Here is a 14,259-nt window from a genome sequence, read left to right on the forward strand (position 1 = left end):
TTTGTAGTATTTATTTTTGATAAAAATTACGCAACGTTAAGGGACCGTTGTAATCTATAAGGGTAAAGACTAGCATAAATTGTAGGGGTATGTATAAATATATTTTTGATTTCTCAGATATTGATCAACTAAGGAATTATTTCAGGTCGCAGTTAAATCCTGATAGCACTTCTGATCATATCTATTTCCCTCCAGAGATAGGAGAAGGATACCTCTCGTACTATAAGATTTCTCCAGAAGTATTCTTGCTAGTCAATAACTACAAGGCCAATACAGATATTCATTACGTTCGAAGGCCAATAGATGAAAAGGATATTATTTTGCATTTTAGAAAATATGCCCTGGATCATAAGATAGAGTCTCAAGAAATCATCAGTAAATATTCTGATAGTTATACTCCAGGTAATATGCGTTGTATGGATGCACAACAGGGAGAACAGGTATTTATTACCAAAGGAGCCGAGGTAAAATCAACAATGATTGTATTAAAGAGTTCGTATACCAAACCGTATTTTATGAAGAGTAGTGATATGGCAGAGAAAGTAGATAGCTATATTCGGTACTCTCATCAACATATCCATAAATTTTATCTTTCGTATAAACAGTCTCATCTTTTTGATCAAATCGTATCACCCGATCTTAAAAAAGTAGAGAATTACCTTTATTTTGTTTCTCGAGGAATTCGATTATTGGAAACCTTTTGGAAAGATGTTCAAAAATGGGAAACAGAAAGTAACCCCTTTAATATCAATAGTGCTCAGGTGGGAAGTATTTATAAAGTAAGTGATTACCTCAGGGGGCATTTGCACGAACCTTTTATCGGAGTGGATCAGTTGGCCAAAATGGCCCATATGAGTCGAACTAACTTCTTTAATATGTTCAAAGAGATTCATAACCAAACTCCTCTTGAATTTTTTAACAATAAAAAACTCGAGAGTTCTTATAATATGATTTTTGCGGATGGTTTATCTGTAAAGGAAGTTATGGATGCACTGAACTATTCTAATTCTTCAAAATTTCGAAAGGCATTTTTTAATAAATTCGACATTTATCCCGACATTTCTATTTAGTACATTTTGCTAAAAAATAAAGATGGTCACTAACGAGTAGCAACCATCTATAACCTAACACAAACTCAACTTAGCTTAGGGTTTGAAATTTTTATGTCGTTTTTTGAAAGTGTTTTTCCCTTTTGTTATTAACAAAGTAAAGAAATGTAATTTTTGTAAGGTTTTCCATTAATACATAAATTCTTACCAATAGTACATTTCTATAGTAAATTAACTAGATTTTAAGAGTTTAACCCCATTTTTATGCAGTTTTTAGTTAGTATAAAGACTTTTTTACCGTAAAAATGAGTGCGAATTTGAAGAGATTGACCCGAAAGTTGCTAATAATCAGATAGCATGTTGATCCAAAATCCTTAAAAAAGTCTCAGGTTCTGGACGTACTCTGTAGTTATTAGTAAGATCAGCAAAAAGTATTTTGCCATTTTTATCGGTAATAATAACTGTGGGTAATACCGTATCACTATCATATCCCAAAGTTTGAAAGCCCATCGGGAGTCCATTCTTTCCTAAAATATCCAATTGTTTAGCAACAGTATTGTCTTTGTCTACCAGAAAGTGAAAATTGAGATCAAATTTTTTGGCAAGAGATTTTGTATGCGAATGAGGTTGAGGGCTAATCATCACCACATTCACGTTTCGTTTTTCTAATTCTTTGTATTGATTTGCGATTTCTTTGATTTGAGCCATACATAAGGGGCACCAATTTCCTCTGTAGAAAAGATAAATCGAAGGATTACCCAAAAATTGAGAGCTTTGTACTTCTTGTTTTTCTGGATTCTCAAAGGTAAGTTCTGGTAACGTTTTACCAACAACTATACTTTTGTTAGATTTTCTATCTTCAAAAACAGAATACCATTTAATATATAATACCCATCCTAAAAATAAACCTACACTAGGTAAAGACCCATTGATATCATTTTGGATAATTCCTCCAAAGATCATGCTCACCAAAAAACCAATAGCTATAAATACCGTATACACCTTTAGATTAGCATCAGTTCGTGCTACAGGCCTTATAAAAAGAAGAGCAAAGAACGAAACAATAGCAAGAGCTAGAAGTAATCTGCCCAAATAACGATAGGATATATCATGATTGATAAGATGTATAACACTGTCAATCACAAAATATAGTGCTATTGCCGGAAATAGAGAGATGAAAATCGACTTTAATACATTCTTCATAAGAGGAGTTAGTTTGGTATTTGGTCAGTGGTTTCTAATGATGCTTACAAGGATACTCCAAAATTTAGTACTTTTGAAATACATAGAACGCTATTTCTATTTTCTTCATCCTACCTGAAAAGGTAAATAGCGAATATTCCTGAGTTTTTCAGGAGTAAATAATAACGCTAATGATAACTACAAAAAAGGATGAAGGAAGATTTTCTCCATTATTTATGGAAATTCAAAAAGTTTAATTGCTCAAATTTAAAAACCACTTCAAAAGAAGAAATTAGGTTATATCGATTAGGTGTGCATAATGTAGCGCATTCTGGACCAGATTTCTTTAATGCGCTGATTAGCATAGAAGGTCAGAAATGGGCTGGAAATGTAGAGTTACATATCAAATCTAGCGATTGGTATGCCCACCACCACGAACAAGATAGTGCATATGATAATGTAATTCTGCATGTGGTTTGGGACGATGATATAGAAGTTTTTAGGAAAGACAATACCAGAGTGCCTACATTACAATTAAGAGATTATGTGGATGAGCAATTGTTGGATCGGTATCATCAACTTTTTGTGCATTCGTCCAATCATCAACTGCCCTGCAAGTCGGGATTAAATCAAGTTCCCGATTTTCTGCTTTCTAATTTTCAAGATCGATTATTTGTAGAACGATTAGAACAAAAATCGAAACTGATTATGAATTTACTTTCTAGTTATGCCAACGATTGGGAAGCTGTGTTTTTTATGCTACTGGCAAAAAACTTTGGATTAAAGGTAAATGGAGATGCTTTTTTGAGTCTCGCACAGTCTTTTGAATTTTCTGTATTTCGGAAATGTTGTCAGGATCAAACGGTTTTAGAAGCATTGTTGTTTGGACAGGCAGGACTTTTGGAAAATGAATCTGATGTTTCTTATGCCAATAGTTTGCAAAAAGAATATGCATTTTTGAAGCATAAATTCAATTTGGATACTAAAAATGTACTTCCATTTCAATTTTTTAGATTGCGACCGCCAAATTTTCCTACAATTCGTATTGCACAATTAGCAGGTTTGTATGCAAAATACCATGCACTTTTTGATCTTGTTGTAAATACGAATACGCTAACAGATTTCTATCAATTGTTCTCGATAGAGATCTGCAATTTCTGGAGGAATCATTACACCTTTTCAAAAGAATCGGTGGTACGTGATAAACCCATTACTCGTCAAATGATAGATTTGATTTTGATCAATACTGTTATTCCTATTCGTTTTTGTTATTTCAGAAGTTTAGGGAAAAATGCCGACGAAGCTGTAATGGCACTAATTACAAACATCCAAGCCGAAAAAAATACCATTATTACAAAATTTGAGGAAAGTGGTTTGGTTTTTCAAAATGCACTACAATCGCAATCCATATTGCAACTCAGGCAAAACTATTGTGATCGTAAAGCGTGTTTAAAATGTGCTATCGGGAATTATTTATTGAATCAAGATTAAAAATTAAGATAATATATTTATTTTGCGGTATGCTATACAATTTAAGACACTTCTTAGAGCGTAATGGATTTTATGTTTCTTCAAGGCTGGCAGATCGTTTGGGAATGCGTGCAAAGATTGTACGTCTGTTCTTTATCTACTTAACCTTTGCAACTGCGGGTCTGGGTTTTGTTTTGTATCTTAATATGGCTTTTTGGTTAAAAATAAAGGACTTAGTGTATACTAAAAGAACGTCTGTGTTTGATTTATGATAAAACTTCAGAATTGGGGAAGACCTAGAATCTATATTGCCGTGATATTATTATTTATTGTCGTGGCTATTGGGGTTATTGGCTTTCGTTTTTTTTCTGATTATTCATGGATAGATGCATTGTACATGACAGTAATCACCATGTCTACTGTTGGTTTTGGAGAGGTAGAACCTTTAGACGATAATGCAAAGTTGTTTACCGTCTTTCTGATCTCGACCAGTGTTGCCATATTTGCCTATTCCGTATCTGTAATCACAGAATACATTGTAGGTAAGAATGATCCGAAAAGAGCACAATATCGAAAAATACAAAAAATGATACATCAGTTAGAAAACCATATCATTATTGTTGGATACGGCCGAAATGGTAAACAAGCGGCGGCCAAGCTTTTGGCATACAATAAACCATTTATTATTATTGAAAGAGATGGTACGCTTATCGAGCGTTATCAAAGTGATGAATTAGTTTTTTTGAGAGGTAATGCCACCGAAGATGAAGTGTTGATAGAGGCAGGGATCAAACGAGCAGCTTGTCTGATCTGTACACTACCCGAAGATGCAGATAATTTGTTTATAGTGCTTTCGGCAAGACAAATCAATAGCGGTTTAAAAATTATTAGTAGGGCTTCACAAGATGCATCATACAAGAAAATACGTTTGGCAGGAGCAGATAATGTGATTATGCCCGATAGAATAGGAGGAGATCATATGGCCTCTTTGGTAGTGGTTCCGGATTTGATCGAGTTTTTGGATAATTTATCGATTGTAGGAAAACGATCTATCAATATCGAGGAGATTTCTTTTGAAGATATGTTTGATGATAATGTAGAAAGAACCATTCGTAATATTAACATGAGATCCAGAACAGGATGTACCATAATTGGGTATAAATCACCCGAAGGAGATTATATTGTAAATCCGGAAGCAGACACCTTGCTAAAACCTAAATCAAGGATTGTTGTATTAGGACGTCCAGAGCAAATTAATCAACTAAATAAGGAGTTTAATATTTAACAGTTACAAAACATTTAACCTTTAAAAAATTGTAAACAACTGTTTTTTTTAGCATCTTGGGGGCTTCTAAAAACAAAATTCAATTAACTCATACAATCATGAAGAGATATCTTCTTTCATTATTAGCACTCACAATTCCATTTATAACATTTGCACAAGAAACAGTCGAAAAAGGTCTAGATCAAAAGATAGATGAAGGTTTTAAACCAATTTCTGATTTTTTCTCTTCAGTTATCTTTTTTACTATAGGAGGAACACCTTTTGTTTTGATTCTTCTAGTGGTAAGTGCCTTATTCTTTACCTTATATTTTGGTTTTCCTAATATCCGTTATTTCGGAAAAGCGATAAACGTAGTACGAGGTAAATACGATGATGTCGAAGGACATGGGGTAGGAGATCCAAGTGCTGCAGTTGATGGTGATATTAAGGATACCATAAGAGATGAATCCAAAGAAGGAGAGGTTTCTCACTTTCAGGCGTTGGCAACTGCCGTGTCTGGTACAGTAGGAAATGGTAATATTGCTGGGGTAGCATTGGCTATTGCACTGGGAGGACCAGGAGCAACATTTTGGATGATCATTTGTGGGCTTCTAGGGATGTCTACCAAATTTGTAGAATGTACACTTGGGGTACAATATAGAGATGTTGGTGAAGATGGAACAGTATATGGAGGACCAATGTACTACCTAAGCAAAGGATTAAAAGAAAAAGGATTTACATGGCTAGGTAAAATCACAGCAGTATTGTTCGCTGTCTTCTGTATCGGAGGATCTTTTGGTGGAGGAAACGCAGCACAATCTAATCAAGCTACTGTGGTGCTGAAAGACCTATTAGGATTAGAAAGTACAGCTGCTGGTTTCTGGATCGGTATTACTTTAGCGATTTTGGTAGGTATCATTATCATTGGTGGGATAAAAAGAATTGCTTCTGTAACAGAGAAAGTAGTTCCTTTTATGGCATTATTATACATCTTAGCTTGTTTGTATATTATCTTTAGCAACTTTTCATTTGTTGATGATGCAATTGGATTGATCTTTACTGAAGCTTTTAATCCAAAAGCTGTTGGAGTAGGAGGAGTGATTGGTGTTTTATTAGTTGGTTTCAAGAGAGCGGCTTTCTCTAATGAAGCTGGTGCAGGTTCTGCTTCTATTGCACACTCTGCAGTAAAGACAAAATATTCTGCTTCTGAAGGTTTAGTGGCGTTATTAGAGCCATTTATCGATACAGTTGTGATTTGTACGATGACTGCTTTAGTAATTATCATTTTTAATTCTGATGGAGCATTCATTTATGGAGGAGATGGTAGCGGAGCTGTAATGATCGAAGGAGCATCATATGAGGGAGCGGGAATTACACAAAAGGCATTCGCCAAGTATATCCCATTTTCTAATGTGTTCTTAACCATAGCAGTAGTACTATTTGCGGTTTCGACAATGATTTCTTGGTCTTATTATGGATTACAATCCTGGAAATTCCTTTTCGGAAGAGGTAAGAAAGCCGACTTGGTATATAAACTATTGTTTTTAACTTTCGTGGTAATTGGTGCCGCTGCAAGTATGAAATCTATCTGGGACTTCTCTGATGCAATGATTTTTGCAATGGTGTTCCCTAATATGGTAGGATTGTACTTCTTGTTCCCGATAGTGAAGAAGCAATTGACCAGATATTTTGATGCGATCAAAGCGTCTAAAGGGTAAATAACAATTTATGAAAAATATAAAATCCCATTTCGAGATGAATTTACGTTTCCGAAATGGGATTTTTCTTTTATCCATATTCCTATTCATCATTGTAATTGGGTATTATTTTCTTATTGATTATAAGGAACCAAAAACAATAGCGCTTTCAGAATTGGCGCAATTTCAAAAGCAGGTAAACGGCTTACAAAAGGATGTTGCTCTTCAAGAGAAAGCATATACGCTTCGACCTTTCAATCCTAATTTCATTTCTGATTACAAAGGATATACTTTAGGCCTTTCAGCAGTGGAGTTAGATAGGCTTTATGCCTATCGCAACAAAGGACAGTGGATTAATTCTGTAGCTGATTTCAAAAAAGTAACAGATGTAGATGATGCTATTCTTCAGCAAATCGCTCCTTTATTTAAATTTCCTGATTGGAAAAGGAATAGAGCTAATACTGTATTCAAGAACCGACGAAAAAAAACAAAAAAGAAGTTTCTTCCAAAAAGGGATTTGAATACAGTGAGTGTTCAGGAACTACAGGAAGTGATTGATGTGCCGGAATTTGTGGCGAAACGCATTGTAAAGTATCGAAGCCGGATCAATGGTTTTGTTCATATAAGTCAGCTGAAAGATATAAAAGGGTTGTATCCATATCACCAAAAAAAGATAAAGGAATTGTATCAGGTTTCTTCTCAAAAGATGATTAAGAAGATCAATGTGAATACCGCAGAGGTGAAAGAACTTTTGGAAGTTCCTTATTTTGATTTTGAAACAGCCCTGGATATTAGAGATTTTGTAAAAACTAATGGAGCTATTTCGGATCTCAAAGAATTGGGAAAAATCGAAGGCTTTTCTTTGGATAAAATAGACAGAATAGCGTTATATTTGACAGTGAAATAAAAATCGGAAAAAATCATAGTTAATTTTAACGAATTCTCAAATTATAGATCTTTATTTATCGTTTATTGAGAATTTCTTAATTTTTATGATGAATTGTTAATAAAACAAAGGTTGTAAAGGAAATTGGTCTTAGCGCTATTGATACTTCAATATCAGGTGATTCGACAAATTACATCCAACCTTTTTAATACGATAAAAAGTACAGATGAATAGCATGTATTTTACTGAAGAGCACGAGTTGTTTCGACAAAGTTTAAAAGAATTTTTAAAGAAGGAAGTTGTTCCGCATATTGAGAAATGGGAGAAGTCTGGAGATATCGACCGTTTTATCTGGAAGAAGTTTGGAGAGATGGGATATTTTGGGATCGCTTATCCCGAAGAATATGGAGGAATGGATCTGGATCTTTTTTACACGGTGATTCTTTTAGAAGAGCTTCAAAAAATAAATTCTGGAGGTTTTGCAGCGGCAATATGGGCACATGTATATCTGGCAATGACACACCTTAATAAAGAAGGTGATCATAGAATTAAAGAAGCATATTTGGCGCCCAGTATTTCTGGAGATAAGATAGGATGTTTAGCGATTACCGAACCTTTTGGAGGATCTGATGTTGCAGGTATGAGAACTACTGCAGTTAAAGATGGAGATCAATATGTAATCAATGGATCAAAAACCTTTATTACCAATGGGGTGTATAGTGACTATCTAGTAGTAGCTGCAAAGACAAGCCCAGAATTGGGAAATAAAGGGATCAGTATTTTTGTTGTCGATAGAGATACACCAGGAGTGTCGGCAACAAAACTGGATAAGTTAGGTTGGAGAGCGTCGGATACAGGAGAGATCGCTTTTGATAATGTGAGAATTCCTGCAGAAAACCTGATGGGAGATGAAAATCAAGGATTCGGGTATATCATGCAACATTTTGCCTTAGAACGATTAATTATGGGAATCAATGCCCATGCCAGAGCAGAATTTGCTATCGATTATGTGATTCAATATATGGCAGAGAGAGAAGCGTTTGGTAAAACGATTAATAAATTCCAGGCGCTAAGACATTCTGTAGCCGAAATGGCAAGCGAGATGGAAATGTGTAAGGAGTTCAATTACTCTATTGCAAAAAGATTAGATCAAGGGCAGTATGTAGTGAAGGAAGCTTCAATGTCTAAATTACTTTCTACTAAAATGGCAGATAAAGTAGCCTACGATTGTTTACAACTGTTAGGTGGTTACGGATATATGGAAGAATATCCTTTGGCAAGATTGTTTAGAGATAGTCGTTTAGGCCCGATAGGTGGAGGTACTTCAGAAATATTAAAAGAAATTATAGCCAAAATGATTATAGATAAAAAAGAGTATAAGCCTACGACCTAGCAGTAGTTCTCCTTGTAATCATTTCAGAATAAGTTAAATAACCCCATTTAGGGGTTATTTTTTTGCTTTAAAAGTAATCTATGTTATTTTTTACTAGTAATTATGATTAATTGTTTGTCTTTTATCAACACGAAAACGATTTCGTAAAACTTCAAACGTTTTCGTTCGTAGGTAAATTCTTAATTTGAAAAAAAATTAACACAAACACTAAGTAATCATGAAAATTAGCAAGTTTTTTTATGGATTTCTTATTACGGCTTTACTCTTTGCTTCATGTAATAAGGATGAAGAATTAGATTCGATACAACCAGAATCCGAATCTCTAAAACCAACTCAAAATGTATCCTCAAAATTAAAACCTATCGGTTCTGGGGTAATGATGCAAGCTTTTTACTGGGATGTACCTGCTGGAGGAACCTGGTGGAATACGATTAGAAATAAGGTAGATGATTGGAGTAATGCAGGAATAGATGCCATTTGGTTGCCGCCCGTAAGCAAAGCGCAAAACGGTCCTTTCTCTATGGGGTATGATCCTTTTGATTATTATGATTTTGGAGAATATAACCAAATGGGGAGTACTGAAACGCGATTTGGATCCAGATCAGAATTAGAATCCCTAATATCTCGAGCACATCAATATGATCTCAATGTTATAGCAGATATTGTTATTAATCATAACAGTGGAGGAGATTTGGAGTGGAATGAATTTGCAGGAAAAAACACGTATACAAAGTTTACTCCGCTTTCGGGTAAGTTTAATAGAACAAAGTATGATTTCCATCCTAATGAGCAGTATAACTCTGATAGTGGGATTTTTGGTGGTTTTCCGGATTTAAGTCACAGCAAGCCTTACGTACAGGATTGGTTGTGGAAACGTTCTAACTCTGTGGCTAAATACTATAAGAATACAATGGGATTCGATGGATGGAGATTTGATTATGTAAAAGGATTCGAACCTTGGGTGCCTAGAGAATGGCAACGAAATGTTGGTGGATTTGCCGTAGGAGAGTATTGGGATGGTAATGTAAATACACTAAACTGGTGGGTAAACCAAGCGCAGATGTCTGCTTTTGATTTTGGGTGTTACTATAAAATGAGAGATGCTTTTATGGGGAATAACCTTAATGCCTTAAGTGGAGATATGCTATGGAAAAGAAATGCAAGTAGGGCAGTAACCTTTGTAGCTAATCACGATACCGATGAAATCATCAATAATAAGTTACTGGCCTATGCCTATATTTTGACTCATGAAGGCTACCCCGCAATATTCTATAGAGATTATGAGGAGTGGTTGAGTAAATCCAAGATGAATAATTTGATTTGGATACATAATAATCTCGCGGGAGGTAGTACTACAAATCTTTGGACGGACAATGATGAGTACATCGCCAAACGAAATGGTGGTTATGGTAAAAATGGTCTTATCGTATATATCAACAACTCAAATTCCTGGAAGGAAAGATGGGTAGAGACCAATTGGTCGAGTAGAAGAATAAAGGATTACACCGGTAACTCTGGGTGGGAACCCGTTACCCAAGGTGGTCGATGGGTAAAAATCCAGGCACCGCCAAAAGGATATACTGTTTGGTCTCTGAAGTAGAGATCAATATTCCAGCCCCTGTCCAGAAACGATTTTTTAATCATTCAAACACCCCCTACGAATGGTTAAAGAATTGTTTCTTTTTTGTTTTTTTAGGAAAATGGAAATAAAATATAACTTCTGCGAAAAAAAACTTTGTAGATAATAGTTTTGTATTATCTTTGCATCCTAATTTTTAAAGAAAGGAGGTGCAACTATGTTAATTATACCAGTAAAAGACGGAGAAAATATAGATAGAGCGTTAAAACGTTTTAAGCGTAAATTTGATAGAACAGGTACGATGCGTCAGCTTCGTAAACGTCAACAGTTTACAAAACCTTCTGTAGAGCGTAGAGCTCAAATCCAAAAAGCGCAATACATTCAGCGTTTAAGAGATCAAGAAGAAATTTAAAAAGTGAACGCAGTCTTTATATAAGATTCCGTTTTTCAAGTATAAATTAAAACCGTTAGAGAAACAAAAGTTTTATATTTTTGTGCTCTAACGGTTTTTTTATGTTTATATCAGAGTTTATAGACTACCTTCTTTTAGAAAAAAAATACTCTTCGCATACAGCTACAGCGTACAAAACCGATTTAGAGTCTTTTTTAGGGTTTTATGAAGAGAATTATGGTGGTGCTGATATTGCTAAAGCGAACTATGCTCAGATTCGCTCTTGGATTGTTGAGTTAGTAGATCAGGGAATTTCTAATCGTACCATCAATCGTAAAGTATCTTCACTTAAATCGTACTACAAGTTTTTGTTAAAGTCAGAGCAAATTGATAAAAACCCTCTGGCAAAACATCAGGTGCTGAAAGCTCCAAAGAAATTACAGATTCCTTTTTCAGAACAAGAAATAGAACTTGTGTTAGATGAGCTAACAGATGAAGATGATTTTGAAAGTGTAAGAAACCGATTGATCGTAGAGCTTTTTTATGCTACCGGTATGCGTAGGATAGAATTAGTGAATTTGCGTCTTTCTGATGTTGATGTTCGTAATAAACAGATCAAAGTATTAGGAAAAAGAAATAAAGAACGTGTTTTGCCATTGCTTTCTACAGTTTGTAAAACACTGGAACGGTACTTATCTTTAAGAATGGCTCTTGTTGAAGATGGTCAAAATGGATATTTGTTATTGACCAAAAAAGGAGTTAAAATATACGAAACACTTGTGTATCGAATCATAAATGGTTATTTTAGTAAGGCGTCTTCAAAGGTAAAAACGAGTCCACATATCCTAAGACACTCATTTGCGACTCATCTACTTAACGAAGGGGCAGATTTAAATGCTGTAAAAGAATTACTTGGTCATTCCAGTCTGGCTGCAACGCAAGTGTATACACATCACAGTATCGCACAGCTGACAAAAGTTTATAAACAATCTCATCCCAGGAATAAAAAGTAAAAAGCAACCCTTTAATTGCTTGTCTTTTCGGCTTAATATTATTGTTTAACCAATTTAAACTAACACCTATGAAAGTGAACTTGCAATCCGTAAATTTTAATGTAGATCAAAAGTTGGTAAATTTTACGCAGACTAAACTAGATAAACTTGAGACGTATTTTAGTAGAATTATTCATGCAGATGTATTCTTAAAAGTGATGAATACAAGTGGAAAAGAGAATAAAGTTACAGAAATTTTGTTGAGTGTTCCAGGAGGAGAGTTGATGATTAAAAAAATTAATAAAACCTTTGAAGAAGGTGTGGATGAGTGTGTTAGTTCTTTAGAACGACAACTGAAAAAACGGAAGCAAAAATTAAATGCGCATGTTTGACTATTTTTTTAAAAAATAGTTTTGTCTAAAAAATAAATTATTATACATTTGCAGTCCGTTAGAAATAGCGGACTTTTTTATGTTCTAAAACATGGTGAAAAGCCGATATAGCTCAGCTGGCTAGAGCAGCTGATTTGTAATCAGCAGGTCGTGGGTTCGAGTCCCTCTATCGGCTCAAAAAAGGAGTTAATTTGAATAAAAATTAAAGCCTTTTTAAAATGAATTTTGAAATGTAAAATAAATTACTATTTTTGCGCTCTCAAATTCATAAAGTTCATACTGAAATTTTGAATTTTTTTACTTGGGGGAGATACTCAAGCGGCCAACGAGGACAGACTGTAAATCTGTTGGTTTTTACCTTCGCAGGTTCGAATCCTGCTCTCCCCACAAAATTTAAAAAATAGCAATACCAAAACAGTTTTTTGAGAAATTGTTTTGGGTTGAAAAGCGGGAGTAGCTCAGTTGGTAGAGCGTCAGCCTTCCAAGCTGAATGTCGCCGGTTCGAACCCGGTCTCCCGCTCAAATGAGCTAACCTCGAAATGAAAGTTTTGAGGTTGGATTTTTAACATAACTGTAATGATTAATCGGATTTCTTTCTGAAAAAAATGAAAGTATTCTGGTTTTTCATTATGCTCATTAAAAAGCCGGTGTAGCTCAGGGGTAGAGCGTTTCCTTGGTAAGGAAGAGGTCACGAGTTCAAATCTCGTCATTGGCTCTTGGTTCAGAATATAAATTGAACACTAATATATAACTAAGATTAAATAAATTAATTATGGCAAAGGAAACTTTTGATCGTTCCAAACCGCACTTAAATATTGGTACTATTGGACACGTTGATCACGGTAAAACTACGTTAACTGCTGCGATTACTAAAGTATTAGCAGAAGCTGGTCTTTCTGAAGCAAGAGATTTCGATACTATCGATAACGCTCCAGAAGAAAAAGAAAGAGGTATTACAATTAACACTTCTCACGTTGAGTACCAAACTTCAAATCGTCACTATGCACACGTTGACTGTCCAGGTCACGCGGATTACGTGAAGAACATGGTAACTGGTGCTGCTCAGATGGACGGTGCGATCTTAGTAGTTGCTGCTACTGATGGTCCAATGCCACAAACTCGTGAGCACATCCTTTTAGGACGTCAGGTAGGTATTCCTAGAATCGTTGTATTCCTTAACAAAGTGGATATGGTTGATGATGAGGAGCTTTTAGAGCTTGTAGAGATGGAAGTAAGAGAACTTCTTTCTTTCTATGAGTATGATGGAGATAACGGTCCTGTAATTGCTGGTTCTGCTTTAGGAGCTCTTAACGGAGAGCAAAAGTGGGTTGATACAGTAATGGAGCTTATGGAAGCTGTTGATACTTGGATCGAGTTACCAAAGAGAGATGTTGAAAAAGACTTCTTGATGCCAATCGAAGATGTATTCTCTATTACTGGTCGTGGTACTGTTGCTACTGGACGTATCGAGACTGGAGTTGCTAACACTGGAGATCCTGTAGAGATCATCGGTATGGGAGCTGAGAAATTAACTTCTACTATTACTGGGGTTGAGATGTTCCGTAAGATATTAGATAGAGGAGAAGCTGGAGATAACGTAGGTATCCTATTAAGAGGTATCGAGAAAACTGAGATCTCTAGAGGTATGGTAATCGTTAAGCCAGGATCTGTAACTCCACACAAAAACTTCAAAGCTGAGGTGTATATCCTTAAGAAAGAAGAAGGTGGTCGTCACACTCCGTTCCATAACAACTACCGTCCACAGTTCTACGTACGTACAACTGATGTAACTGGAAACATTGCGCTTCCTGATGGAGTAGAAATGGTAATGCCTGGAGATAACTTAACTATTACTGTTGAGTTGATTCAACCAATCGCAATGAATGTAGGTCTTCGTTTTGCTATCCGTGAAGGTGGTAGAACAGTAGGTGCTGGTCAGGTAACCGAAATTTTAGACTAATACA

Annotated in this window: 13 protein-coding genes and 4 tRNA genes; 16 read left to right on the top strand and 1 reads right to left on the bottom strand. The window is 35.4% G+C overall.

All coding sequences use genetic code 11. The features are described from left to right. Positions 1 to 89: 89 nt before the first annotated feature. A complete protein-coding gene (locus ACXAGJ_RS23200; RefSeq protein WP_473285842.1) occupies positions 90 to 1,070 on the top strand; it encodes a helix-turn-helix domain-containing protein in 981 nt (326 codons plus the stop codon). A 327-nt stretch (positions 1,071 to 1,397) separates the two neighbouring features. Here the strand turns inward: ACXAGJ_RS23200 and ACXAGJ_RS23205 are convergent, their stop codons facing one another. Further along, positions 1,398 to 2,252, bottom strand: a complete 855-nt coding sequence (locus tag ACXAGJ_RS23205) for a peroxiredoxin family protein (RefSeq protein ID WP_474843404.1) — start codon at positions 2,250 to 2,252, stop codon at positions 1,398 to 1,400. A 189-nt stretch (positions 2,253 to 2,441) separates the two neighbouring features. Between ACXAGJ_RS23205 and ACXAGJ_RS23210 the strand changes: the two genes are divergently transcribed. The 15 genes from ACXAGJ_RS23210 to tuf all read left to right on the top strand — a co-directional run bounded on the left by ACXAGJ_RS23210 (position 2,442) and on the right by tuf (position 14,255). Next, the gene (locus tag ACXAGJ_RS23210; RefSeq protein WP_474843406.1) at positions 2,442 to 3,722 is read left to right on the top strand and encodes a DUF2851 family protein; all 1,281 of its coding nucleotides are present in this window, start codon (positions 2,442 to 2,444) and stop codon (positions 3,720 to 3,722) included. Between the two features lie 29 nt (positions 3,723 to 3,751). Continuing rightward, positions 3,752 to 3,973 carry a PspC domain-containing protein gene (locus ACXAGJ_RS23215; protein WP_073322038.1) on the top strand — a complete coding sequence of 74 codons (222 nt, stop codon included), beginning with the start codon at positions 3,752 to 3,754 and terminating at the stop codon, positions 3,971 to 3,973. Continuing rightward, positions 3,970 to 4,986, top strand: coding sequence for a potassium channel family protein (locus tag ACXAGJ_RS23220; protein WP_474843408.1), 1,017 nt, complete (start codon positions 3,970 to 3,972; stop codon positions 4,984 to 4,986). Before ACXAGJ_RS23215 ends, ACXAGJ_RS23220 begins: the two co-directional genes overlap by 4 nt. A 98-nt stretch (positions 4,987 to 5,084) precedes the next feature. Beyond that, a complete protein-coding gene (locus ACXAGJ_RS23225) occupies positions 5,085 to 6,683 on the top strand; it encodes an alanine/glycine:cation symporter family protein (RefSeq protein WP_474843410.1) in 1,599 nt (532 codons plus the stop codon). Between the two features lie 10 nt (positions 6,684 to 6,693). Next, positions 6,694 to 7,569 (top strand): helix-hairpin-helix domain-containing protein, encoded by an 876-nt coding sequence (locus tag ACXAGJ_RS23230; RefSeq protein ID WP_474843412.1) that lies wholly within the window; start codon positions 6,694 to 6,696, stop codon positions 7,567 to 7,569. A 205-nt stretch (positions 7,570 to 7,774) separates the two neighbouring features. After that, positions 7,775 to 8,941, top strand: coding sequence for an acyl-CoA dehydrogenase family protein (locus tag ACXAGJ_RS23235; RefSeq protein ID WP_474843414.1), 1,167 nt, complete (start codon positions 7,775 to 7,777; stop codon positions 8,939 to 8,941). 217 nt (positions 8,942 to 9,158) lie between these two features. Then, complete coding sequence (locus ACXAGJ_RS23240; protein ID WP_473285849.1) at positions 9,159 to 10,541, top strand: alpha-amylase; 1,383 nt, start codon at positions 9,159 to 9,161, stop codon at positions 10,539 to 10,541. A gap of 196 nt (positions 10,542 to 10,737) precedes the next feature. Then, the gene (rpsU, locus tag ACXAGJ_RS23245) at positions 10,738 to 10,932 is read left to right on the top strand and encodes a 30S ribosomal protein S21 (RefSeq protein WP_473285850.1); all 195 of its coding nucleotides are present in this window, start codon (positions 10,738 to 10,740) and stop codon (positions 10,930 to 10,932) included. 101 nt (positions 10,933 to 11,033) lie between these two features. Further along, the gene (locus tag ACXAGJ_RS23250) at positions 11,034 to 11,924 is read left to right on the top strand and encodes a tyrosine-type recombinase/integrase (protein ID WP_474843417.1); all 891 of its coding nucleotides are present in this window, start codon (positions 11,034 to 11,036) and stop codon (positions 11,922 to 11,924) included. Positions 11,925 to 11,992: 68 nt separating this feature from the next. After that, entirely contained in the window at positions 11,993 to 12,295 is a 303-nt protein-coding gene (hpf, locus tag ACXAGJ_RS23255; protein WP_073322013.1) for a ribosome hibernation-promoting factor, HPF/YfiA family, read from the top strand. Positions 12,296 to 12,396: 101 nt separating this feature from the next. Continuing rightward, positions 12,397 to 12,470: transfer RNA gene (locus ACXAGJ_RS23260), tRNA-Thr, on the top strand. Between the two features lie 129 nt (positions 12,471 to 12,599). After that, positions 12,600 to 12,682: transfer RNA gene (locus ACXAGJ_RS23265), tRNA-Tyr, on the top strand. Between the two features lie 60 nt (positions 12,683 to 12,742). Continuing rightward, positions 12,743 to 12,815: transfer RNA gene (locus ACXAGJ_RS23270), tRNA-Gly, on the top strand. A 123-nt stretch (positions 12,816 to 12,938) separates the two neighbouring features. Beyond that, positions 12,939 to 13,010, top strand: a tRNA-Thr gene (locus tag ACXAGJ_RS23275). Between the two features lie 57 nt (positions 13,011 to 13,067). After that, positions 13,068 to 14,255 (top strand): elongation factor Tu, encoded by a 1,188-nt coding sequence (gene tuf / locus ACXAGJ_RS23280; RefSeq protein ID WP_474843419.1) that lies wholly within the window; start codon positions 13,068 to 13,070, stop codon positions 14,253 to 14,255. The last annotated feature ends 4 nt before the right edge of the window (positions 14,256 to 14,259 follow it).

This window comes from Aquimarina sp. AWH4_224, assembly GCF_056160245.1.

Coding starts and splice junctions, on each gene's coding strand:
- ACXAGJ_RS23200 (WP_473285842.1), top strand. CDS start 90: ATGTATAAATATATTTTTGATTTCTCAGATATTGATCAACTAAGGAAT.
- hpf (WP_073322013.1), top strand. CDS start 11,993: ATGAAAGTGAACTTGCAATCCGTAAATTTTAATGTAGATCAAAAGTTG.
- ACXAGJ_RS23235 (WP_474843414.1), top strand. CDS start 7,775: ATGAATAGCATGTATTTTACTGAAGAGCACGAGTTGTTTCGACAAAGT.
- tuf (WP_474843419.1), top strand. CDS start 13,068: ATGGCAAAGGAAACTTTTGATCGTTCCAAACCGCACTTAAATATTGGT.
- ACXAGJ_RS23250 (WP_474843417.1), top strand. CDS start 11,034: ATGTTTATATCAGAGTTTATAGACTACCTTCTTTTAGAAAAAAAATAC.
- ACXAGJ_RS23215 (WP_073322038.1), top strand. CDS start 3,752: ATGCTATACAATTTAAGACACTTCTTAGAGCGTAATGGATTTTATGTT.
- ACXAGJ_RS23210 (WP_474843406.1), top strand. CDS start 2,442: ATGAAGGAAGATTTTCTCCATTATTTATGGAAATTCAAAAAGTTTAAT.
- rpsU (WP_473285850.1), top strand. CDS start 10,738: ATGTTAATTATACCAGTAAAAGACGGAGAAAATATAGATAGAGCGTTA.
- ACXAGJ_RS23230 (WP_474843412.1), top strand. CDS start 6,694: ATGAAAAATATAAAATCCCATTTCGAGATGAATTTACGTTTCCGAAAT.
- ACXAGJ_RS23225 (WP_474843410.1), top strand. CDS start 5,085: ATGAAGAGATATCTTCTTTCATTATTAGCACTCACAATTCCATTTATA.
- ACXAGJ_RS23205 (WP_474843404.1), bottom strand. CDS start 2,252: ATGAAGAATGTATTAAAGTCGATTTTCATCTCTCTATTTCCGGCAATA.
- ACXAGJ_RS23240 (WP_473285849.1), top strand. CDS start 9,159: ATGAAAATTAGCAAGTTTTTTTATGGATTTCTTATTACGGCTTTACTC.
- ACXAGJ_RS23220 (WP_474843408.1), top strand. CDS start 3,970: ATGATAAAACTTCAGAATTGGGGAAGACCTAGAATCTATATTGCCGTG.